Origin of the sequence: Streptomyces sp. NRRL F-6492 (assembly GCF_001280125.1) — a bacterium.
Classification (GTDB): domain Bacteria; phylum Actinomycetota; class Actinomycetes; order Streptomycetales; family Streptomycetaceae; genus Streptomyces.
In genome coordinates, this window is record NZ_LGEG01000234.1 from 15,613 (window position 1) to 37,541 (window position 21,929).

The 21,929-nt window shown below is 74.5% G+C and carries 21 protein-coding genes; 10 read left to right on the plus strand and 11 right to left on the minus strand.

Annotation, left to right across the window (positions count from 1 at the left end; all coding sequences use genetic code 11):
• Positions 1 to 7 precede the first annotated feature (7 nt).
• The gene (locus ADL08_RS23925; protein ID WP_053646282.1) at positions 8 to 358 is read right to left on the minus strand and encodes a winged helix-turn-helix transcriptional regulator; all 351 of its coding nucleotides are present in this window, start codon (positions 356 to 358) and stop codon (positions 8 to 10) included.
• Positions 359 to 442: 84 nt separating this feature from the next.
• Between ADL08_RS23925 and ADL08_RS23930 the strand changes: the two genes are divergently transcribed.
• The 4 genes from ADL08_RS23930 (at position 443) to ADL08_RS23945 (ending at position 2,740) form a co-directional block, all read left to right on the plus strand.
• Positions 443 to 1,111 (plus strand): NADPH-dependent F420 reductase, encoded by a 669-nt coding sequence (locus tag ADL08_RS23930; RefSeq protein ID WP_053646284.1) that lies wholly within the window; start codon positions 443 to 445, stop codon positions 1,109 to 1,111.
• A 36-nt stretch (positions 1,112 to 1,147) separates the two neighbouring features.
• The gene (locus ADL08_RS23935; RefSeq protein WP_053646286.1) at positions 1,148 to 1,558 is read left to right on the plus strand and encodes an ACT domain-containing protein; all 411 of its coding nucleotides are present in this window, start codon (positions 1,148 to 1,150) and stop codon (positions 1,556 to 1,558) included.
• Between the two features lie 299 nt (positions 1,559 to 1,857).
• Positions 1,858 to 2,358, plus strand: coding sequence for a hypothetical protein (locus ADL08_RS23940; RefSeq protein WP_053646288.1), 501 nt, complete (start codon positions 1,858 to 1,860; stop codon positions 2,356 to 2,358).
• Positions 2,359 to 2,374: 16 nt separating this feature from the next.
• The gene (locus ADL08_RS23945; RefSeq protein WP_053646290.1) at positions 2,375 to 2,740 is read left to right on the plus strand and encodes an RNA-binding S4 domain-containing protein; all 366 of its coding nucleotides are present in this window, start codon (positions 2,375 to 2,377) and stop codon (positions 2,738 to 2,740) included.
• Between the two features lie 69 nt (positions 2,741 to 2,809).
• Here ADL08_RS23945 and ADL08_RS23950 read toward each other — a convergent pair whose 3' ends face one another.
• From ADL08_RS23950 to ADL08_RS23960, 3 genes are all read right to left on the minus strand, one after another.
• Positions 2,810 to 5,005, minus strand: coding sequence for a terpene synthase family protein (locus ADL08_RS23950; protein WP_053646292.1), 2,196 nt, complete (start codon positions 5,003 to 5,005; stop codon positions 2,810 to 2,812).
• A gap of 162 nt (positions 5,006 to 5,167) precedes the next feature.
• A complete protein-coding gene (locus ADL08_RS23955; protein ID WP_078968466.1) occupies positions 5,168 to 7,087 on the minus strand; it encodes an N-acetylmuramoyl-L-alanine amidase in 1,920 nt (639 codons plus the stop codon).
• A gap of 394 nt (positions 7,088 to 7,481) precedes the next feature.
• Complete coding sequence (locus ADL08_RS23960) at positions 7,482 to 8,609, minus strand: aminoglycoside phosphotransferase family protein (RefSeq protein WP_053646296.1); 1,128 nt, start codon at positions 8,607 to 8,609, stop codon at positions 7,482 to 7,484.
• Positions 8,610 to 8,843: 234 nt separating this feature from the next.
• Here ADL08_RS23960 and ADL08_RS23965 point away from each other — a divergent pair, with 234 nt between their 5' ends.
• Positions 8,844 to 10,337, plus strand: coding sequence for a hypothetical protein (locus ADL08_RS23965; protein WP_053646298.1), 1,494 nt, complete (start codon positions 8,844 to 8,846; stop codon positions 10,335 to 10,337).
• Positions 10,338 to 10,397: 60 nt separating this feature from the next.
• Here ADL08_RS23965 and ADL08_RS23970 read toward each other — a convergent pair whose 3' ends face one another.
• Positions 10,398 to 11,867 (minus strand): PP2C family protein-serine/threonine phosphatase, encoded by a 1,470-nt coding sequence (locus ADL08_RS23970; protein ID WP_053646300.1) that lies wholly within the window; start codon positions 11,865 to 11,867, stop codon positions 10,398 to 10,400.
• A 298-nt stretch (positions 11,868 to 12,165) separates the two neighbouring features.
• Here ADL08_RS23970 and ADL08_RS23975 point away from each other — a divergent pair, with 298 nt between their 5' ends.
• Positions 12,166 to 13,365, plus strand: a complete 1,200-nt coding sequence (locus ADL08_RS23975; protein ID WP_053646337.1) for a threonine synthase — start codon at positions 12,166 to 12,168, stop codon at positions 13,363 to 13,365.
• Positions 13,366 to 13,453: 88 nt separating this feature from the next.
• Here the strand turns inward: ADL08_RS23975 and ADL08_RS23980 are convergent, their stop codons facing one another.
• Entirely contained in the window at positions 13,454 to 13,654 is a 201-nt protein-coding gene (locus tag ADL08_RS23980; RefSeq protein ID WP_324610461.1) for a hypothetical protein, read from the minus strand.
• Positions 13,655 to 13,809: 155 nt separating this feature from the next.
• Between ADL08_RS23980 and ADL08_RS23985 the strand changes: the two genes are divergently transcribed.
• Positions 13,810 to 14,337 (plus strand): GNAT family N-acetyltransferase, encoded by a 528-nt coding sequence (locus ADL08_RS23985; RefSeq protein WP_053646302.1) that lies wholly within the window; start codon positions 13,810 to 13,812, stop codon positions 14,335 to 14,337.
• 77 nt (positions 14,338 to 14,414) lie between these two features.
• On the opposite strand, the gene ADL08_RS23990 is transcribed toward ADL08_RS23985, so the two are convergent.
• Complete coding sequence (locus ADL08_RS23990) at positions 14,415 to 14,966, minus strand: YdeI/OmpD-associated family protein (protein WP_078968467.1); 552 nt, start codon at positions 14,964 to 14,966, stop codon at positions 14,415 to 14,417.
• Positions 14,967 to 15,080: 114 nt separating this feature from the next.
• Here ADL08_RS23990 and ADL08_RS23995 point away from each other — a divergent pair, with 114 nt between their 5' ends.
• A complete protein-coding gene (locus ADL08_RS23995; RefSeq protein WP_053646306.1) occupies positions 15,081 to 15,995 on the plus strand; it encodes a carbohydrate kinase family protein in 915 nt (304 codons plus the stop codon).
• 69 nt (positions 15,996 to 16,064) lie between these two features.
• On the opposite strand, the gene ADL08_RS24000 is transcribed toward ADL08_RS23995, so the two are convergent.
• Positions 16,065 to 16,418 carry a DUF805 domain-containing protein gene (locus ADL08_RS24000; protein ID WP_053646308.1) on the minus strand — a complete coding sequence of 118 codons (354 nt, stop codon included), beginning with the start codon at positions 16,416 to 16,418 and terminating at the stop codon, positions 16,065 to 16,067.
• Positions 16,419 to 16,631: 213 nt separating this feature from the next.
• Positions 16,632 to 17,012: an SPW repeat protein gene (locus ADL08_RS24005; RefSeq protein WP_324610460.1), complete on the minus strand. Its 381-nt coding sequence runs from the start codon at positions 17,010 to 17,012 to the stop codon at positions 16,632 to 16,634.
• A 294-nt stretch (positions 17,013 to 17,306) separates the two neighbouring features.
• On the opposite strand from ADL08_RS24005, the gene ADL08_RS24010 reads away from it, so the two are divergent.
• A complete protein-coding gene (locus tag ADL08_RS24010) occupies positions 17,307 to 17,672 on the plus strand; it encodes a cupin domain-containing protein (protein ID WP_053646340.1) in 366 nt (121 codons plus the stop codon).
• Between the two features lie 16 nt (positions 17,673 to 17,688).
• On the opposite strand, the gene ADL08_RS24015 is transcribed toward ADL08_RS24010, so the two are convergent.
• Both ADL08_RS24015 and ADL08_RS24020 read right to left on the minus strand, forming a co-directional pair.
• Complete coding sequence (locus tag ADL08_RS24015; RefSeq protein WP_053646312.1) at positions 17,689 to 19,101, minus strand: sulfatase-like hydrolase/transferase; 1,413 nt, start codon at positions 19,099 to 19,101, stop codon at positions 17,689 to 17,691.
• Entirely contained in the window at positions 19,098 to 20,150 is a 1,053-nt protein-coding gene (locus ADL08_RS24020; protein ID WP_078968465.1) for a TauD/TfdA dioxygenase family protein, read from the minus strand. The genes ADL08_RS24015 and ADL08_RS24020 overlap by 4 nt, the downstream gene beginning before the upstream one ends.
• Before the next feature lie 546 nt (positions 20,151 to 20,696).
• On the opposite strand from ADL08_RS24020, the gene ADL08_RS24025 reads away from it, so the two are divergent.
• A complete protein-coding gene (locus ADL08_RS24025; protein WP_053646314.1) occupies positions 20,697 to 21,929 on the plus strand; it encodes an ROK family transcriptional regulator in 1,233 nt (410 codons plus the stop codon).

A 21,929-nucleotide genomic window follows, 5' to 3' on the forward strand; every position in this document is an offset into this window, starting at 1 on the left:
CGCCCCCTCACCCGCCGTGGCGCTCCTGGGCGGCCATCACCTCGTCGCCGTGCTCGAAGGCCCACGCCCCGAACGCGTCGATCGGACCGAGCAGGGTCCGCCCCAGCGGGGTGAGCCCGTACACGACCCGGCTCGCCGTCCCTGCGCGGACGCGCCGCTCCACCAGGCCGTTGAACTCCAGCCGCCGCAGCGTCTCGGTGAGGACCTTGGAACTGATGCCGCCGACGCGTCCGCGCAGTTCGACATGGCGGCTCGGGCCGTCGCGCAGGGCCCAGAGCACCACCGCGTTCCAGGTGTTGGCGAGCAGGTCGAAGGCCAGTCGGGCCCGGCAGTCGGCGAGGTGTCCGTCGGAAGTCACGTACCGGATGGTGCCCTATCGGCTCCCTAGTGTCGTTCCCGAAGTGCCGGACGTCGGCGCCGGAGGACCGGAAGGACGGGAACGATGAGGATCGGTGTGCTCGGAACGGGCAACATGGCGGACGCCCTCGCCACCCACTGGGTACGGGCGGGCCACGAGGTGCTCGTCGGCGGCCGCGACGGGCGGCGGGCCGAGCGGCTCGCCACCCGGCTGGGCGGCGGGACGCGGCACGGCACCCCGGCGGAGGCGGCCGGGTTCGGCGCCGTCGTCCTCGCCGCGCTGCCGTACGGCGCGGGGGCGGAGGTCGTCGCGGACGTACGGTCCGCCCTGGCCGGGCGGGTCCTGCTGGACTGCTCCAACCCGGTGGGACCCGGCTTCCGGCTGCTCACGGACGGCGGCCCCTCCGCCGCCCGCCGACTGGCCGACGCGGCGCCCGGGGCGCGGGTCGTCAAGGCCTTCAACCTCTGCCACGAGGACGTGTGGCGGATGACCCCGCCCGTCTTCGGCGGCCGGCCCCTCGCCGTCCCGGTCTGCGGGGACGACGGGGAGGCGCTCGCGCTGGTCGCGGAACTGGTGCGGGACACCGGCTGCGCCCCGCTGGCCGGGGGCGGCCTCGACCGCGCCGCCCTCCTGGAGGCCACCGCCGCCCTCTTCATCGGCCTGTGGGTCGGGGAGGGCGCGGACGCCCAGGCGATCGCCCCGCCCCTGGCGTTCGCGGCCGGCCCGGCGGAGGGCGCCCCGCCGCGCCCGTGACCGCGCCCGTGACCGCGTCGGCCTACCCTGGCGCGCATGAACGCGGAACGTGATCTCACCCGGCTCCTCGCCGGCCTGCGACCGGAACTCGACCCCGGCCGGTACGTCTTCACCACGGTGGACGGCCCCGTCCCGGCCGGGCTCGCCCCGGTGGTCACCGTCACCGAGCCCGAGGGGCTCACCCTCGTCGTACGGCAGGAGGAGGCGGACGCGGCCTCCCTCCCGTACGACTACGTGGCGGGCCGGATCACCCTGCGGGTACACTCCGCGCTCGACGCCGTCGGGCTCACCGCCGCCGTCGCGCGCGAACTCGCCGACGCCGGCATGAGCTGCAACGTCGTGGCGGGCTTCCACCACGACCACCTCTTCGTCGAACACGCCCGCGCCGAGGAGGCGTTGGCCGCCCTGAACCGGCTCGCGGAGCGGTCGGGCGGCCGGACCGGATGACGCGTACGGGCGGCTCCGGACGGCGCGCGCGCACCGGACCTCGGGCGGCACGCGCCGCCCCGGGGCCCGGCCGCGCGTCCCACCCGGAGCCACGGGTCCACCGGGGCCCCGGCCTCCCGTACGGGAGCACCCGGAGCGACTGATCGGATGCCCGGAGTGGTGAGTGCCCCCGTCCGCGAGCCTCCCGGAGGGGACCGCCGAGCGTGCGGCGGGAGCCGCGGCACCCCCGCGCGGGCGGGGCGGCGGCACGGGGCCGCCCGGCGCACCGCGCCCCCCGCCCGGGCACGTACCATGGCCGTATGTCCTTCCTCCGCCGCCGCAGCGCCGCCACACCCGCGGGCCCGGACTTCGACGTCCTGGCCATGGACCCGGGGGACTGGCCCGGCAACCTCGGCGCCGGCCTGCTGCCCGCGCCCGACGGCTCCTGCCAGGGCGTGTTCCTCCGGTACGACCTGTTCGGCGGCCGCGGCCCCGCGATGATCATCGGCAACCTGCCGGAGGGCTCCCCGGCCCGCGAGCTCGCGGACGCCCAGATCCCCTTCGAGGTGGCGCAGCTCCTCGCCGCCCTGGAGAACGACGAGCCGGTCGAGGTGCTCGACACCGAGGACGTCCCCGTGATGCAGGGCGACAACCTCCTCATCGTCCGACGCCTCAAGCTCTCCGAGAGCCGCATCTCCTGCGTCCAGTTCGACCGCAGCGACAACGTCCTGGTGACGATCGCCAGTTGGGACCGGCCGATCACCGACGACCTCTACGCGCTGCTCAAGCCGCTGCCCGCCGAGCTGTTCCAGCAGGGCTGACGGGGGAGCGGGGCCGATGAGCGCGCGCGTCGACAGCTGGATCTGGGCGGTCCGCCTGACCAAGACCCGCTCCCAGGCCGCGGCGGCCTGCCGGGCCGGGCACGTCAAGGTCAACGGCGAGCGGGCCAAGCCCGCCCAGCCCGTGAAGCCCGGCGACGAGGTCCGGGTCTTCCACGGCGGCCGGGAGCGGATCGTCGAGATCAAGGTCCTGCACGCCAAGCGGATCGGCCCGCCGGTCGCCGCCGAGGCGTACGTGGACAACAGCCCGCCCCCGCCGCCCCGCGAGCACGTCGCGGTCGCCGCCGTCCGCGACCGGGGCGCCGGCCGCCCCACCAAGCGCGAGCGCCGGGAGATCGACGAACTGCGCGGCCGCCGCACCTGAGACGGTCAAGCCCCCGGGAACCTCCCGGGGGCTTTCGCGCGCGTCGGCGGGGTGCGGCGCGCGCGTGGGTCAGCGCGGCGCGGACCCGAGCAGCTCCGTCACCCGCGCGGCGGACGTGCCGAGCCCCTTCGGAGCGTGCCGCAGCAGCGGGGTCCCGGCGCCCGAGCGCACGTCCTCGGCCCGGTAACGCCGCACGCTCCGGTGCCAGTTGAGGATTCCGGCGAGCCAGTCCTCCAGCTCCCGCAGATACGCCCCGAAGGCCGCCCTGCCCTTCTCGTCGAGTCCGAAGTCCTCGTACAACAGCGGCACTTCGTGCTTCTTCACGTGCTCGTACTGGCGCAGCCGGCCCCGCATCAGGTCGTCGACCATCGCGACCGCCGTCGGGTAGTCGCAGTCGAAGAACTTCTGGAGCACGAGCACGCCGTTGTGCACCTCGCCCTCGACCTCGATCTCCTTCTGGTAAGAGAAGAGGTCGTTGAGGAGCGTCGCGTAGTCCATGACCGACCGCTCCAGGGCGCGCACCGTGCCCGTGCGGTAGAGCGCGGCCGGCAGCGCGTCGGCGTGCCGCAGCCGGCACAGCAGGGTGGTCAGCTCCGAGCCGAAGGTGGAGCGGCGCATCTCGATGTAGTCGACCGGGTCGGGCACCCGGTGCTGCGCCTGGTTGTGCAGCTCCCACAGCCAGCTGTCCAGCATGGCGTCGAGCGCGTGCCGCAGCTGCCCGCGCGCCTCCGGCGACATCGGGCCGGCCGTCCGCGCCCACAGGTCGGCCAGCGAGCGCTCCATCGGGTTCACGGCGAGCGCCGCCCCCAGGGCCGGGTCCTCCAGCGGCATGCAGGCCTTGAACCGCCCGGTCTGCTCCTTCGCGCCGATGAGGTCGCGCGGGCGGCCGAAGACCATCGGGTAGTGGTCGTCCCCGTACGTCCCCCAGGTGAGCCACTCGGAGCTGAGCTCCAGCTCCTCCAGGGTGGCGTCGGGGTCGAGCCCCGCCGCGCAGAGCGCCAGGTCGAAGCCGTCCATCATCGACCGGTCCCAGATGTCGTCCAGGAGCCCCATCCGTTCGGCCCAGTCCTCGGAGAGCCGCTTCGCCTCCTGGTGGTGCGGGCTGAGCGCCAGCGGGTACGGCAGGTCGAACTCCGGCAGCAGCGAGGGCCCCACGTACTGGTGCGGCACGTGGGTGAGGGCCCGCAGCCGCGAGGCCGCCGGCCGCCCGAAGAGGTTCCGGACGTCCAGGGCCGAGGTGCCGATGACCCCGGCCAGGTGCGAGGAGCCGCCGACCATGCCCTCGTTCATGTACCGGCTGGAGCGCATGTGCCACTCGTGCCCGCCGGACTGCCAGTCCTGGAGCCCCTTCGCGTACGCCGCGACGGCCGCGCACTCCTCCGGTGTGAGCCCCTCTTCGGCGGCGAGCGGCGGCACCTCGGTCAGGGCCGTGTTCTCGAACTGGTGGAGGCGCGAGGTCAGCAGGTCGTTGACGGCGTTCGCCGCCTCCTGCGTCGTGCAGCCCAGGAACCGCTCCAGGACGAGCACGCCGTTGCTGTTCTCGCCCTCGTCCTCCACCTCGCGCTGGTACGAGAAGAGGTCGTTGCGCAGGTGCACCGCGTCCGAGAAGGTGTCCCGCAGCACGCACAGCGGCCGGGAGCGCGCCACCCGGTCCGGGACCTCCGCCCCCGCCGCGTACTCGACGAGCCCCGCCGACCAGGGCGCCCCGCCCACCTTGCGGCGCATCTCGATGTACTCGACGGGGTTGGCGACGCGCCCCTCGTTGATGTTGTCGAGCTCCCAGAGCGACTCGTACAGCAGGTGCTCGGTCGCCTCGGCGAACCGCTTCCGCCAGCCCTCGGACATCGCGGGGACGGTCCGCCGCCAGAGGTCCGCGAGGCCCGCCTCGACCGGGTTGGCCGGCTCGGGCATGTCGGCCGGGTCGGCCGGCATGAACATCGGCAGCCGGTCCAGATAGGCCTTGCTCCCGGCCCGGTCCTGGGTGCGCTTGAAGACCTCCAGGAAGTGGTCGTCGAAGAAGAAGACCCAGGTGTACCAGTCGGTGACGAGGTTCAGGGCCTCCTCGCCGCAGTCGGGGTGGGTGTAGGCGCAGAGCAGCGCGTAGTCGTGGGAGTCGAGGTCGTGCTCCTCCCAGACCCCCGAGCCCTCCAGCATCCCCCTCTCGCGCGCCCAGTCACGCGTGTGCGTGCGGGCGGCCTCCACGTGGGGGTTGAGGCGCGCCGGATACGGGACGTAGAAATCCGGCATGACGAAGGGCTGTGGCATGTGCTGGGGGGCCTTCCGGTGTGCGAGGGGCGTCTGACCGGCCCAGCCTTACCCCTCGCCCGTACGGCGCACGCGATCTCCCGAATAGTCGTATGAACGCCGACGGGGTGGTGCCGGACCGCGCGTCCGGCACCACCCCGCGGCTTTCGGCCGCCCCCTCCGCTAGATCCGGGAAACCCGCACGTCGGCGGCCTTCACGAAGGCCACCCGATGGCCGAACTGGATCTCGTAGTACTCCTCCTGGCCCCGGACGACCGTATGCCCGGACGTGTCGAACGTGGGTGCGAAGAAGTACTCGCCCGGGGTACGGCCGCCCACCACGTACCGCTGACCCGCGAGCAGCCCGTACGGCAGCGGCGACACCGCCTGGACCGGCACGCCCGCCGGATAGGCCGAGGCCTCCGGATAGGCCCGCCCGTACACCGGCACCTCCGCGAGACCCGGCCGCGGCGTCAGGACGAGCCCCCGCCCGTTCACCGCCGTGGGCCGGGTGCGCGGGTTGTGGAACCAGGCCTTCTGGCCGAGGTACCAGACCGCCGTCCACTCGCCCCGGCGCTCCGCCACGGCGAAGCTCTGCCCCGTCGAGGCCCGCGCGCCCGTGTCGTTGACGCCGGTGGTGGAGTCCTCCCCGCCCGGACGCAGCCCGACGTCCTTCACCAGCGGCGCGTCGGCGCTCGGCGCGGTGTGCAGGCGCACCGCCCCGCTGCCGTGCGGCGCGCACGCCGTCCCCGCCGTCACGCAGCCCGTGTGGACCGGCCGGTGGGTGTCGTAGTCCGGCCGGATCGTCACCACGCCCGCGTGCGGACCGGCGCTCGGGACGATCGGACGGCCGAGCAGCCGGAAGTAGTGCGCCCAGTCCCAGTACGGGCCCGGGTCCGTGTGCATGCCCCGGATCGAGGACGTCACCGTGCCCGGCACGTTGTCGTGCCCCAGGACGTGCTGCCGGTCCAGCGGGACGTCGTACCGGGCGGCGAGGTACCGCACCAGGCGCGCCGACGAGCGGTACATCGCCTCCGTGTACCAGGAGTCCGGCGCGGTGAGGAAGCCCTCGTGCTCCAGGCCCACCGACTTGGCGTTCACGAACCAGTTGCCCGCGTGCCAGCCGACGTCCTTCAGCGGCAGGTGCTGCGCGACGTGCCCGTCGGAGGAGCGCAGCGAGTACTGCCACGACACGTACGCCGGGTCTCGCACCAGGCCCAGGGTGACGTCCCAGGTGGCCTCGGTGTCGTGGATCACGATGTAGTCGATCGACTGGGAGACGGGCCTGTTCCCCTTGTCGTGGTTGCCGTAGTCGCCGTCGCCGAACTCCTCGTACGGCGCGGGGATCCACTCGCAGGCCACCGTCCGCGGGCACTCCACCGGACCGGCCGACGGCGCGCGCAGGCCGAGCGCCGCCACCTGCCCCGTGGCGGGCGCGACCGACGGGTCGGCCGGGAGCGTCACCACCTGTCCGCCGTCCGTCGTCCGGGTCTGCCCGCTCCGGATCACGTCGAACACGTCGTTCGCGTACGTGGCCGCCGTCGCCGAGTCGTCCGCGCCGGAGTACCGCGCCACCGCCCCGTACCAGTCCGCCGGGTCCGCGCTCGCGGGCAGTCCGGCCTCCCGCTGCGCGGCGGCGAGCAGGGCCGCGCCGCCCTCGATGTTGGCGGCCGTCCGGGTCCGCAGCTCCTCGGCCGGGATCCCGGACAGCGCCGACGCCCGCTCCAGGGTCCGCAGCCGCTCCGGCAGCCGGTCGGCGGACGGCACCGGCGCGGGCGCCTCCGTGCGCGCCGGGCGCGAGGAGTCGCCGCGCGGGTCCTCCTCGCCGTCCGAGTGGTGCGGGGCGGCCCGCGTCAGGGCCGCCACCGCGTCCGTCAGGTGCATCGGCCCGTACCCGCCGGTCACGCTCGGCGCGCCGCCGTGGCCGTCCCACCGCGACTGGAGGTACGAGACGGCGAGCAGCACGCTCTCGGGCACGCCGTGGCGCGCGGCCGCCCGGGCGAACTGCCCCTGGAGGGAACCGGCCTCGGGCGCGTCGGCACCGGCCGGTGGCGCGGCGGACAACAGGGGGAGCAGCAGGGCGGCGGACGCCAGGGCGCCCACCGCCCTCGGTGTACGTCGGTGGGACCCGGAACGGAGCAAGGCGGCCTCCAGGGGGCGTGGGGGTGACACGGGGGGCGTGCGGGGCCGGACCCGTACAGGGGTATCGGCTCCCGAACGATCCGTCAATCACACCCGCACCGTAGGAAGTTCCCACGTCAGAGCGGGAATGGAGGCCGGATGGCGGAGTTTCGCGACGACGGGCCCCGGGCCTGGGACGCGTCACTGGAGTGGACCGCTGGAGGGGCGTCCGCGGGGGAGGACGCGACCGGAGAAGAGGGAGGACGCGATCGGAGAGGACGAGGAGGAAGCGACCGGAAAAGCCGGTGCGCCGCGTCCCGGTGTGTCGGCACCGGGCGCACGGCGCACCACCCCCGTGGTCGGCGGGGCCCGCCCTTCAGCGCGTCCCGACCGCCGCGCGCACGGCCCGCCGTGCCATGGCGCAGTCGTCGTGCAGCCGCCTGAGCAGCAGCCGCTGTTCCTCCCCGGGGGCGAGCGCCCCCGAGGGCACCGGCACGGAACCGGCCGGCGGGGCCTCCTTCATGGTGCGCTGCACCGCCGTCTCGTAGGTGCGGATCTCCCGCGTGAGCACGATCATCAGGTTCACCAGGAAGGCGTCCCGGGAGGCCGGGCCCGCCTGCTGGGCGAGCTGGCTGATCTGGCGCCGGGCCAGCGGCGCGTCACCGAGCACCGCCCACAGGGTCGCCAGGTCGTAGCCGGGCAGGTACCAGCCCGCGTGCTCCCAGTCCACGAGGACCGGTCCCGTCGGGGAGAGCAGGATGTTGGAGAGCAGCGCGTCACCGTGGCAGAACTGGCCCGTCCCCTGGCGGCCGCCCGCGTGCGCCAGACCGTGCAGCAGCTTCTGCAGGTCGTCCCTGTCCCGGTCGGTGAAGAGCCCGAGCTCGTGGTAGCGGGCGATCCGGGCGCCGTAGTCCAGCGGGGCGTCGAAGGTCCCGGCCGGCGGCCGCCAGGCGTTGAGCCGGGCGATCGCGCCGAGCGCGGCCCGCACGTCGGCGCGGGGCGGTGCCTCGACGGGGTGGCGCGAAAGGGCCGCCGCCCGTCCCGGCATCCGCTCGATCACCAGCGTGCAGTTCTCCGGGTCCGCCGCGACCAGCCGGGGCGCCCGCACCGGCGGACGGTGCCGGACGAAGGCGCGGTAGGCAGCTATTTCGTGCCGGAACCGCTCGACCCAGGCCGGCGAGTGGTCCAGTAAACACTTCGCGACCGCCGTGGCCCGCCCGGTCGTCCCGACGATCAGTACGGAACGACCGCTGCGCCGCAGGACCTGCACCGGCTTGAACTCCGGGCAGATGCGGTGGACCGAGGCGATCGCCATCTTCAGCTGGGCGCCCTGGGGGCCGGACAGATCGATTCTTCCGCTGACCGGCTGGGTGCCCGTGCCGCCCGCCCAGCGCCTCGGCCGGACGGCCTGGGGAGCGGGGGCGAGGTACGGTCCGGCGCCGGCGGGGACGATGCGGTGCTGCGGCCGGGGCGGGGCGGACACGGAGGACGATGCTGTGTACATGGAGGTGACAGATCCCTTCGTGCGCCGACGAGTTGCGTGCGTCGCCCCGCCCGCCCCCCGGTCCGCACCCTGGGGAATGAGGGCCGGTCGACGGGGCGGGGTGGCGCGTTCCTACCTGACACCCGTGCGCGGGTGGCGGAACATCGGGCGCACCCTGGCGAACCCTGGCGAATAGTCGCCAGCCCCGTGACAGGGGGTTACTGTCAACTCAGCCGAGAACCTGGGGGCTTAGACGTGACCGGAGAAACCAACACCCGTCTCGCGGACCTGTTCGGCCTGGCCGGCTGGTCCAAGGGCGAACTCGCGAGGCTCGTCAACCGGCAGGCGGCGGCCATGGGCCACCCCCAGCTGGCGACCGACACCTCGCGGGTGCGGCGGTGGATCGATCGGGGCGAGACCCCGCGCGATCCCGTCCCCCGGGTGCTGGCAGCCCTGTTCACCGAGCGACTCGGCCGTGTCGTGACCATCGAGGACCTCGGGTTCGTACGACACGGGCGTACAGGGAAGCGGCAGGACGTCGACAAGACGGAGAACCCTGACCAACTGCCCTGGCCACCCGATCGTACGGCGGCGGTCCTCACCGAATTCACGGGAATGGACCTCATGCTCAACCGACGCGGCCTGGTGGGCGCGGGTGCCGCGCTTGTCACCGGCTCCGTACTCAGCAACGCCATGCACGACTGGCTGCAGACCGACCCCGCCCGCCCGGGCGCCGCTCCGCGTGCCACCGATCCCCTCCACGCCGACCCCGCCGGGTTCGACCGCTACGAGGCCGCCCCCATCGGGTCGGAGGAGATCGAGGCCCTGGAGTACTCCGTGGGGGTGTTCCGCGCCTGGGACGCCTCCCGGGGCGGCGGTCTCCAGCGCAAGGCCGTGGTGGGCCAGCTCAACGAGGTGGGCGGCATGCTCGCCTACCGCCACCCCGACCACCTCCAGCGGCGCCTGTGGGCCGTCGCCGCCAACCTGGCCGTCCTCGCGGGCTGGATGTCCCACGACGTCGGCCTCGAACCCACGGCGCAGAAGTACTTCGTCATCGCCGCCCACGCGGCCCGCGAGAGCGGTGACCGGCCCCGGGCCGGCGAGGCCCTGTCCCGCGCCGCCCGGCAGATGGTGCACCTGGGCCGCCCCGGCGAAGCCCTCGACCTGATGAAGCTCGCCAGGACGGGCTCGGGCGAGCGGCTGCTGCCCCGCACCCGGGCCATGTTCCACACCATCGAGGCCTGGGCACAGGCGTCCATGGGCCGGGCGCAGGCCATGCGCCGCACCCTCGGCGAGGCCGAGGACCTGTTCGTGTCGGACCGGGGCGACGAGAAGACGCCGGACTGGATGCAGAACTTCGACGAGGCCGACATGCACGGCATGGAGGCCCTCGCCTACCGCACCCTCGCCGACCACGACCCGACCGCCGCCATCCCCGCGCAGCGCCACGCCAAGCTGGCGATCGAACTGCGGAGCAAGGGGCACGAGCGGTCGCACCTCTTCGACCACATCTCCCTCGCCTCGGCCTGCTTCATCGCCGACGACCCGGAGCAGGCCGACCGGTACGCCCGGCTCGCCCTCATCTCCATGGGGGACACCTCGTCCCACCGGACCTGGGACCGGCTGCGGCAGATGTACCGGCTCACCGGCCAGTACGCCGACCACGCCGGGACCGACAGCCTGCGCGAGGAGATCGAGCTGGCCCTCACCCGGTCGCCCGTGGTCCGTCCGAGGCCGGGGCAGGCCTGATCCCCGGCCCCGGAGGGACCGGGGTCGCCGTCGTCGCCGTTGTCGTCGACGGGGGTCGGCTCAGTGGCCGACCCGGACCACCATCACGCAGGCGTCGTCCTCGCGCGACTCCTCGCCGAACTCCTCGACCACCACCCGCACGCCCTCCTGCGCGTCCCGCGCTCCGGCGAGCCGGGGGCCGAGGGCGAGCAGCCGCCGTGCGCCCGTGTCGTCGTCCGTACCGCCGCCACGGGTCAGCCCGTCGGTGTGCAGGACGAGCAGGTCGCCCGGGAGCAGCCGGGTCTCGGCCTCGTCGTACGCGGCGCCGGTCGTCGCCCCGAGGAGGACGCCCTCGGGCCGCCGGAGGGCGCGTCCCGTCCCGTCGCGGAAGAGCAGCGGGGCGGGATGGCCGGCCTGCGCCCAGGTCAGGGTCTGGGCGACGGGGTCGTAGCGGCAGCACATCGCACTGCCGAGCGCGGGCTGGACGGAGGTCTCCAGGAGCTGGTTGAGGTGGCCCATCAGGGCGGCGGGACGGATCCCGGCGACGGCCATGCCGCGCAGCGCGCCGAGGAGCATCGCCATGGAGGAGGTCGCGGCGACCCCGTGGCCGGTCAGGTCGCCGACGGTCAGCAGGGCGTCCCCGTCCGGCAGCGCGAGCGCGTCGTACCAGTCGCCGCCGATCAGTCCGGTGCTGGCGGCCGGGAGGTAGTGCGCGGCCACGTCGAGCGGGGCCGGTCCGTCGTGGGCGAAGTGCAGCGAGCCGCGCCACGGCGGCAGGACCGCCTCCTGGAGCTCGACGGCGACCCGGCGCTCGGTGCGCTCGATGTCCCGGCTGCGCTCCAGGCCGGCCCGGCTCTCCCTGACCGCCCGCTGGCTGCGCCGCAGTTCGCTGACGTCGCGCAGGACGGCCCACATGGAGGCGGTGCAGCCGTCGGAGTCGAGGACGGGCTCGCCCGTCATGTGGACGGTGCGCACCCGGCCGTCGGTCCGCACGATCCGGAACTCGCCGTCGATCGGCTTCCCGTCGATCAGACAGTCCGTCACCATCCCCTGGAGGAGGGGCTGGTCCTCGGCGAAGACCATCGTGGGCATCTCGTCGAGCGACAGCGGGCCGTTCTCCCGGGTGCGGCCGAAGATCCGGTACAGCTCCTCGGACCAGCTGACCTCGTCGGTGAGCAGGTTCCACTCGGCGCTGCCGACCCGGGAGAGCAGCGCGCCGGTGCGCGCCGGGGCGGCAGCGCCGTACGCGGTGCCGGGATCGGGGTCCGCCGCGAACCCCGTGTCGTGGACGGTGTCCGCCCCGGGCGGGACCTCCACCGGGACGCCGGCCCGCAGCTGCCCCAACTGGGCGCCCAGGTCGTCGAGCTGGTGCACGGCGAGGTCGCACAGGGCACGCCGCCACCGCCGCCGCGGGTCGTCCTCGTCCGCCACGGCGCCCCGGCGGACGGCGTCGAGCTCGCCGCGCAGGCGGCGGGTCTGCGAGATCAGCGCGTCCACCGCGCCCGGCTCCGGCGGCTGGGCGGGACGGTCCGCGAACAGAGGGGACGGCATGTCGTACTCCGATACAGGCGCGGCGCGGCCGAGTGTGAAGAGGCGGCCCGCGTACGACTGTTGCACAGCCCGGGACGGCTCGTAAGAGGTTTGGCAACACTCGATCCGGTGGTGCTTCCGGCATATGCCAAAGGCCCGGTGGGGTCGGCGGTGAAGGTCGGAAAGGGTGCGAACGGAGGTTCGGCGAGAGGGGATTGTGTACGAAGAAGGCCATGGGCGCGGCGTGCACGCGGCCCGCCGCTCCCGGGCCGCGTACCGTACCGCCCGCAGCACGACCCGCCGTCCCGAAAGGCCCCGCGTGACCTCGCTCGCCACCGCCCAGCGCTCGCTCGCCGACCCGTCCGTACGACACCCGCTGTGGCCGCCGCTCACCGCGGGCTGCCCCGTCACCTCCACCGACGACGTCGCGTACCCCCTCGACGTCGACTACGCCTACGACCGGGTCCCCGCCGACCTGTTCGACCGCCCGGCCGCCCACGGCCTCGAACGGTGGGCCCCGCTGCTCCCGCCGCTCGCCGCGCCCGGCCTCGGCGAGGGGAACACCCCGCTGGTCGAACTCCCCGACGGCGTCCTGGTCAAGGACGAGTCCCGCAACCCGACCTGGAGCCACAAGGACCGGCTCAACCGGGTCGCCGTCAGCGCCGCCGTCGCCTCGGGGGCGAAGGGCGTCGTCGTCTCCTCCTCCGGCAACCACGGCGCGGCGGCGGCCGCCTACGCGGCCCGCGCCGGACTGCCCTGCGCCGTCTTCACCTCCCCGTACGCCCCGCCCGCCGTCGCCTCCCACCTCCGCGCCTACGGGGCGACGGTGCTCACCGTCCCGTACGCCTCGGTGCGCCCGCTGATGCGCCGGATCGTCGACGAGCTCGGCTTCCAGAACGTCAGCAGCCTCACGGACACCGCCCACACCGGGCACCCCTTCGGACCGGAGGGCTACAAGACCCTCGCGTACGAGATCGCGCTCGACCTCGGCCGCGCCCCGGCGGAGGTCCACGTCCCCACGGGGTACGGCGAGTTGCTCTTCGGCGTCGCCAAGGGCTTCCAGGAGCTCGCCCGGCTCGGCGTCACCGGCTCCGTCCCCCGCGTGTACGCGGCCGAGCCCGCCGCGGCCGGCGCCCTCACCGAGGCCCTCCGCACCGGGCGGGACGTCGCCCGCGTCCCGGTCGGGCCGACCGCCGCGTACGCCATCGACTGCGAGATCAACGGCTACCGGGGCGTCCTGGCCGTCCGGACGACCGGGGGAGCGGCCCGCACGGTCTCGGACGAGCGGATGGCGGCCGCGCGGGCCGAACTGGCCGCCCAGGGCATCTGGTGCGAGACGTCCGCCGCCGCCGGACTTGCCGGGCTGCGCGCCCGCGGACCGCGCGAGACCGACGGCCCGGTGGTGTGCGTGGTCACCTCCGGCGGCTACAAGGACGTCGCCACGGCGCAGGACACGTACGCGCCGATGGAGCCGGACTGGAGGACGATCGAGAAGCGGCTGACCCGCGCCGCCCTCTGAACTCCGACCGGTCGCGGCGGGGCGGGCGTTCGACGGGGAAGCCGCCGACGACGAGACCTACGGGGACGACCGGCGCCGCGGGAGCGGCTCACCCCCCGGCGCCCCCGGGGCCGCCCGTGCCCGCCTTCGGGAGCACGACCCGGATGCCGAACCCGTACGTGCCGGTCGCCTCCGCGATTCCCATGAAGAGCGGGGCGAAGTTCTCCTGGCCCCGGGCCGTCCGGATGCCGCCCGGGTCGAGCGGGGAGCCGTCGGGCCGGCCGAGGTCGTGGAGGAGACCGCGCACCACGTCCTTCGCCGCCGGGTCCTCGCCGGAGAGGAAGACCGTGGACGGCCCCTCCAGGGAGCCGGGGCTCCCGCCTCCGCCTCGGTCCCGGGGCCGTATCCGTGTCGATCCCGCGCCCCAGGGCGGGCGGCCGACGGGGGCTGCGAGAGGATGGGAGGGTGTCCACCTCACCGAGCCCGGCCCAGGACCCCGCGTCCCCGGCGCGATCGCTCCGTACCGAGCGGCTGTTGCTGCGGCCCGTCCGCGGCGGTGACGTCCCGGCCTTGACGCGCCTGTGGACCGATCCCGACGTGCGGCGCCACCTCGGCGGCCCCGTCACCGGGCCCGTCATCCGCATCCGGCAGCGGCGGATCGTCGGGGCGCCCGGGTTCCACGCCGTGATCCGCGCCGAGGACGGCGTCCTCCTCGGACTCGTCACGGTGGAGGACGGCGGGCGGGGCGGGGAGACGGAGGTCTCGTACCAGTTCCTGCCCGAGCACTGGGGGCACGGTTACGCGCGCGAGGCGGTCGGCGCGGCCGTCGCGCGGGCCCTGGAGGGCACGCCGAGCGTGGTCGCGGTCACCCAGGAGGCCAACCACCGTTCCCGCCGGCTCCTGGAGGCCGTGGGCCTGGAGCACGCCGAGTCCTTCGTGGAGTGGGACGCCCATCAGGTGTTGTACCGGCGGCGGGGCGACCGGACCGCCTGAGCCCCTTCCGGCCGCCGTCCCCCGCCGAAGCCGCCCGCGGTTCCCCGACGCGCCCGCCCGTCCGCGCCCGCCTCTCCTCACCGCGGCCGCCCGCCCTCCGCCAGCGCCGTCACCGCCCGTGCCAGCCGCGCCGCCCTCGTCCTCGCGGTGCGGGCCTGCCAGAGGCTCAGGATCACCAGATAGCGGTCCGTCCGGTTCAGGGCCTCGAAGGCCCGCGCGGCGCGCGGCTCGGCCGCCAGGGCCGCCGCGAGGTCGTCCGGCACGGTCGCGTCCTTCTGGGAGGGGTACGCGGCCTCCCACCGCCCGTCCGCCCGCGCCGCCCGCACCTCGGCGAGGCCCGGCTCGCGCATCCGGCCGGCGGCGGTCAGCGCCTCGACCTGGCGCACGTTGACCCGGGACCAGAGGCTCCGGGGCCGGCGCGGGGTGATCTTCTGGAGGTAGGACCGCTCGTCGCGCGCCATGCGCTTGCCGGTGATCCACCCGTAGGCGAGCGTGCCGTCCAGGATCTCCCCGGCGGTCGGCGAGGCCAGGTCCGAGCCCTTGCGGGCGAGCAGCAGCCAGATGCCCGGGGTGTCGCCGTGGTGCCTCTCCAGCCACGCCTCCAGCTCCTCCCCGCCGTCGAACGCCATGACCGCGAGCCCCTCGACCGTCTCCACCGGAACCTCCCCCGCAACAGGACCTGGACGCTGACACGATACGGTCGGCGGCCGGGACACCCGCTCCCCCTCCGAGGAGATCCGACCATGTCCTTCCTGGTGATCGGCGAGTGCGTCGCCGACGTCGTCCGCGCGCCCGGCGTCGCCGACCGCGTCCACCCCGGCGGCAGTCCCGCCAACGTCGCGTACGGACTCGCCCGCCTGGGCCGGGACGTCACCCTGCTCACCCAGCTCGCCGACGACCCCGCCGGGCGCCTGATCGGCGCCCATCTGCGGGACGCGGGCGTACGGGTGGAGGTCGGCGGACACCCCGGGCGCACCCCGTCGGCGGTCGTGGCCCTCGACGCGGAGGGCCGGGCCGCGTACGCCTTCGACATCGCCTGGACGCTGGAGGCCGTGGCGCTGCCCGCGCGGGCGCCCGCCCATGTGCACATCGGCTCGATCGCGGCCGTCACCGCCCCCGGCGCCGCGGCCGTCCTGGCCGGGGCCGAGCGGCTCCGCGACCGGGCCACCGTCAGCTACGACCCCAACGTGCGGCCCGGACTGATGGGGGAACACGCTTCGGCCGTCGCCCGGGTCGAACGCTGTGTCGCCCTCGCCGACCTGGTCAAGGCGAGCGACGAGGACCTGGCCTGGCTGTACCCGGGGCAGGAGCCGGCGGCCGTCGCCGCCCGCTGGCTGACCCTCGGCCCGGCCGTCGTCCTGGTCACCCGGGGCGCGGCCGGCTCCTTCGCCGTCACGCGGCACCACACGGTCGCCGCCGGGGCGCCCCCGGTCGACGTCGTCGACACCGTCGGCGCGGGCGACTCGTTCATGTCGGCCGTCCTGGACGGGCTGGCCGGGCGGGACCGGGCGGCCCTCGGCGCCCTCTCCGCCGGGGAACTGGCCGAACTGCTCGCGCGGGCCGGGGCGGCGGCGGCCGTGACCGTCTCCCGGGCCGGGGCCCGGCCGCCCGACCGGGCCGAACTGGACGCGGCCCGCCGGGATCCGGCCGGGGCGTGACGCGGCCGTGGCCCCCGGAGGAATCCTCCGGGGGCCACGGGCAGGTGTGGTGCGTCGGTGCGGGGACCGTCAGTAGGCCGGGGCCAGCTTCGGGTTCGGGCCGTACGCGTTCTGCTGCTGCTCGCCCTCGAGGCAGTTGAAGACCAGCAGGACGATGCCGCCGATGAGCGGGACCAGGGCGATGAGGATCCACCAGCCGGAACGGCCGGTGTCGTGGAGACGCCGGACGGACACGCCGAGGGCCGGCAGGAAGACGGCCAGCGTGTAGATGAGGCTCAGGATCTGTATGCCCAGGACGTTGTCCAGGATGGCGAGGATGACCGCGGCGATGAAGTTGAAGAGCGTGAACATCCAGAATTCCTTGCGGCGCGCTCGGCCGCTGAACACCGCGTACTTCTTGAGAACGTCGAGGTACCAGTTCACTTTGTCCCCCCAAGGACTGGGTATGCGAGCGGGAGAGCCTGTCCCTGTGGAGCAAGCTTTACGCAGAACTTAGGTGGCCGAAACCGCGTGGGTCAATTCGTTACCGTGTGGATGCGGTTCGCCGGTGGGGGACGGCGAACGGCGGCACCTCCTGGGAGTTCAGGTGCCGCCGTTCCGGACGGGGTCGGTGGGGGAGCGAGGAGGGGCCGGACGTCACGTCCTCCCCTTGCTCATGAGCAGTCCGCCGGCGGTGAGCGCGAACAGGCAGACGCACGCGCCGGTGATGACGTTGCTGAGGATCATGCCCGTGTCGGGGCCCCGGGTGACCACCCACGGCGAGACGATCAGCCACGCGCCGAGCAGCAGGACCGCGAAGTTCAGGTCCCGCGACCGCTCGGGGACCATCGACATGCACAGGCCCATGACCGCGAGGGCGATGCCGACGATCAGGTTGCTGACGGCGAGTTCCGGCCGGGCCGCGGCGAAGTGGACCGTCCACGCCGAGATCGCCGCGTAGACGCCGGCGAGGATCACGAGTTCCTCGACCGCCGCCACGCCCCGGGTCCGGAGCACACGGGCATAGCGGTCCCGCATTTCCGGTGCGTCGGGGTGTCCTGAGATATCGCCGTGTCGATGAGAGACGTCGGCCATGTGACTCGCCTCCTTCTGGTGTCCCGCAAGTCGGGCCGCACTCGCGACGCGTCGCGCCGCTGTTTCATTGTGCTCTTATCTGGCCTTTATGTGTAGTTCTGTCCCTTGAGGGATGTGCACAGAATTCGGGCTCCGGACGTGCCGGATTCCACCAAAGGGCACCACTCGTTCGTCAGGGGACCGGCGTAGCCTGGAAGGGAACTCGGGGAATCGACCTTCCAGAGCCGGGAGCGAATGATGACCGGCATCGTACGCAGAAGCTTCGACTCGGCGGACGAGACCCGCCCCTTCGAGGACGGCAAGGGCAGGCTGGACCTGCTGACCGACGCGGGCGGCCCGGTCGGCCGCGCCGTGTTCGAGCCGGGCTGGCAGTGGACCAAGCACGTCAAACCGATCGCGGGCACCGACAGCTGCCGGGCCGCGCACGTCGGATACGTCGTCGGCGGCCGGTTGAAGGTCGTCATGGACGGCGGCGAGACCGAGGAGTTCGGACCGGGCGACTTCATGCGGGTCGAACCCGGTCACGACGCGTGGGTCGTCGGCGACGAGCCGTGCGTGGTCCTCGACTGGGCGGGCTTCGGCGACTACGCCAAACCTGCCTGACCTGCGGTCGCGCGTCTCAACGGTGCCCGAACCTCACCCCCTCCCACGGCACCCGGTCGTGCGGGAAGGACTCCGGGCGCCGTTGGGCGAGCGTGCGCGGCTCGGCTTGTTCGACCACCGGTTCCGCCCCCTCGACGCGCAGCAGCCACCCGGCCAGCGCCTCCCGCAGCCCGTCGGCCACCTCCCGGTGCGAGGCGAGCCCCACCAGGTTCTCCAGCTCGTACGGGTCGGAGACCAGGTCGTACAGCTCCGTCTCCCGGTAGCGGTCGGCCGCCGGCTCGCGCCAGGCATCGGTCCCGGGCGGCGCCGACACCACGTACTTCCACCGCTCGGTCCGCACCGCGCGGCCGACCTGGTCCTCGCTGAGCTGGACGAAGACCGACTCCGGCCGCTCCGGGTCCGTCCCGCCGCCGACGAGCGGCAGCAGCGATCGGCCCTGCACCCCCTCCGGCACGTCGAGTCCCACCGCCTCGACCAGCGTCGGCATCAGGTCGGCCGTGGACACCGGCCGCCGGACCAGGCCGCCGCCCCGGAAGCCGGGACCGGTCAGCGCCCACGGCACCCGCACCGAGGAGTCGTGCGCCGACCGCTTGTACTCGGAGTTGCGCGTGCGGAAGTGGGAGCCGTGGTCGGCGGTCCAGGCCAGGACCGTGTCGTCCTCGATGCCCAGGGAGCGCAGCGCGTCCCGCAGCCGGCCCACCCCCTCGTCGACCCGCTTGACCTGCCCCAGATAGCCGCCCAGGTGCCGGTGCGCGCCGCCGTGCGGGGCGCCGGGGCTCAGCGCGGCGAGGTCCGGCGGCAGCCAGCGCCCCTCGTACCGCTCCCGGTACCCGGCGGGGGCCGGGTAGTCGTCCGTGGGGTTCTGGTGGTGCGGTTCGAGCAGCGAGAGGAAGAGCAGGAACGGCCGGTCGTGGTGGTCGGCGACGAACCGGATCGCCGCGTCGACCAGGGCGTCCGAGCGGTAGCCCGGCAGCCGGACCGGCTCGCCCTCCTCGTCGTGCACCACGGTGCGGTACGCGTCCGAGGTGAACTCCAGCCGGTCCGAGGCCAGCCAGTGCGCGTAACCGCCCCGGCGCCCGGGCGGCACGGGGCCGTCCGGGTTCTCCTCGCCGGCCAGGTGCCACTTGCCGATGTACCCGGTCGCGTACCCCGCCGCCCCGAGCACCGAGGCGAGGGTGGGGACGTCCTCCGGCAGCGGGAGGCCGTTGCGGAAGACCCCGGTGGAGGTCGGCCAGCGGCCGGTCTGCAGCGCCGAACGGGCCGGCGCGCAGACCGGGTTGGGGGTGATCGCCCGCTCGACCAGCGTGCCCTCGCGGGCCAGCCGGTCGAACTCGGGGGTCACCCCCGCCGGATTGCCGTGGACGCCCGCGGTGTCCCACCGCTGCTGGTCGGTGAGGACCACGATCACCCGGGGCGGGACGTCCGTCATGCGGCGGAGGTCTCCGCCGCGCCGGCCGCCGCGTCCGCGGCCGTGTCCGCCGTCGAGGCGCCGGAGGCGATGCCGAACGCCGGGTCCGGCACGGACTCGGGCGCGAGCAGCACCGAGGAGCGCCCGTCCACGCCGACCGGCACGTCGCCGTCGATGGTCACCCGGCGCAGCTTGCGGTCGTGCTCGTCGGAGTCGTCCACGCCGTAGTGCTGGGTGGCGCGGTTGTCCCAGATGGCGACGTCGCCGACCTGCCACTGCCAGCGGACGGTGTTCTCCGGGCGCTCGACGTGCCGCTGGAGGAGGGAGAACAGGTCCCGGGAGTCGGCGCCCGTCAGACCGCTGATCCGCTGGACGAAGTTGCCGAGCAGCAGGGTCCGCTCGCCGGTCTCCGGGTGGACCCGCACGACCGGGTGCTCGGTCAGGAACTTCGTCGAGGCGAAGACCTCGCGGAAGCGCACCAGCTGCTCGGGCAGGACGCCGGGGCGCAGGGCCGCGTAGTCGTAGTCGTTGGAGTGCACCGCGCGCAGGCTGTCGGCCAGCGCCCGCAGCGGCTCGGGGAGGTTCTCGTACGCGGTCGCCGTGTTCGCCCACAGGGTGTTTCCGCCGTACGGCGGGATGACGATCGCGCGGAGGATCGAGAAGGCGGGGTAGGCCGGGACGAAGGTCACGTCGGTGTGCCACTGGTTGGCCCGGCCGCCGTAGTCCGAGTCGATCGGGAAGGAGTAACGGCCGTCGGCCGAGGGGACGGTGGGGTGGGCGACGGGTGTGCCGAGGAGCCGGCCGAAGGCCTCCTGGGCCTCTTCGTCCAGGTGGCCCTGGTCCCGGAAGAAGACGACCTTGTGCGCCAGGAGGGCGGCGCGGATCTCGGCGACGGCCCCGGCGGACAGGTCGCCGCCGAGGCGGACGCCGGAGATGACGGCCCCGAGGCGGCCGCCGACCTTCTGGACGGTGATCTCCTGGAAGGGGGCCTCCTGGGCGGGGGCCTCCTGGTCGGTGGTCTTCCGGTCGGTGCTCTTCTGCTCGGCGGGAGAGGTGGTGGCGGTCGACATGGCGGGGATCCTTTCGGGGCCTGGGAACAGGCCGGAGCAATTAATCTCGGAGCGGAAGTAATGAGCCGACGGATGGACCGTCACGGACGTACGCGCCCGCCGGGCCCGGAAGCGGGGTGAAGGGCCCGGAGGGGTACGGGTCGGACGGGACCCGGTGCCGATGCGGCGGCGCCGGAGGAGCCGGGTCACGGGGGCGGCGCCGGCGAACCGGCCACGCGAGGGGTCGCGAGGGTCAGACGCCGGAGACGGCGGGACAGGAGGAGGTCGCGAACATGTCCCGGAGCCTCGCAGCGGCCGCAGCGACGCGTCAAGCGCCCGTCCGCTCCCCGAACCACCGCCCCCGGTGGTTGAATCGGCGCCTGCCCGGTGCCGCGGGACCGGCCTTCCGCGCCCTGCCGCACCCCCCTTGACCAGGGGCGATCCCATGTCGTCGGCAGAGCGCGGCCGCTACCGGACGGCGGGTGACGGCCACGCCGCCGGCCGCCGGGGATTTCACACCGCCGCAACATGGCCGGACCGCCGCACCAGTGAGCCAGAGAGGCACCCATGACCACGACCACCCCGTACGGCCCCCGGATGGCGGGCGACGGCAGGCGCGAGGCGAACGCCGCCACCGTCCTGCGGACCGTCCTCGACCACGGGCCGGTCGCCCGCAGCGCCGTCGCCCGGCTCTCCGGCCTCAGCCCCGCCGCCGTCTCGCGCCAGGCCACCGACCTCACCCGGCTCGGCCTCCTGCGCGAGCTGCCCGAACTCGCCGGGGGCGGGGGAGTGGGACGGCCCCAGATCCCCGTCGACCTGCACATCGGCGCCACTGCGGGGCCCGTCGTCGGCGGCCTCCACCTCGGCGTCCCCGGTTCGACCTTCGCCCTGGTCGACCTGCGGGGCCGGGTCCTGGCCCGGCACGCCCACGCGCACGAGGGCATCGCGCCGGACGCCCTGCCCGGAGAACTCGCCCGCGAGCTGCGCGGCTTCCTCGACGAGCACGCCCGGGGCCGCCCCCTTCTCGGGGTCGGCGCCGCGATCGGCGGCTGGGTGGACCCGGCCGCCGGGATGGTGGTCCGCCACGACGCCCTCGGCTGGCGCCGCCGGCCGCTCGCCGCCGAACTCGCCCGGGGCCTCGGCGGGCGCACCGTGCGCCTGGACAACCACGCCCGTTCCATCGCCCAGTCGGAGATCCTCTTCGGCCGGCCCGCCGCCCGCCGCAGCCTCGTGCACCTCTTCGTCGGCAACGTCGTCGACGCGGCCGTCGGGCTCGCCGGGGTCGTGCACCAGGGGCCCGGGGCGGCGGCCGGCGACGTGGCGCACCTGCCCGTGCCCGACTCCACGGCCCCCTGCCCGTGCGGGCGTTCGGGCTGCCTGGAGGCGACCGCGTCGAACACCGCCCTCGGGCTCACCGCCGTCCGCCGCGGCATCGTGCCCGAGCCCGACACCTCACTCGTGGTGGACGCGGCGGCGGCCGGGGACCGGCGCGCCGACCGGCTGCTGCGCGAACGGGCCCGCGCGGTCGGCCGCGCGGTGGCGCTCCTGCTCGACGTCCTCAACCCCGACCTGGTCGTCGTGACCGAACAGGCCAGCGTCGTCGAACCCGACTACCTGGAGGAGATCCGGGGCGCCGCGATCGACCTCTCGCACGTCTGCGGGGACCCCGAACGCATCGTCAGTCCACATGCCGGACCGGCCACGCTGCCCGTCGCGGCGGGCACCGTTCTTCTGAACCCCCTGTTCAGAAGGCCTCTTGAGACCTTCGAAGAGCTCCTCCCCGCAGGGGCCGAAGACTGA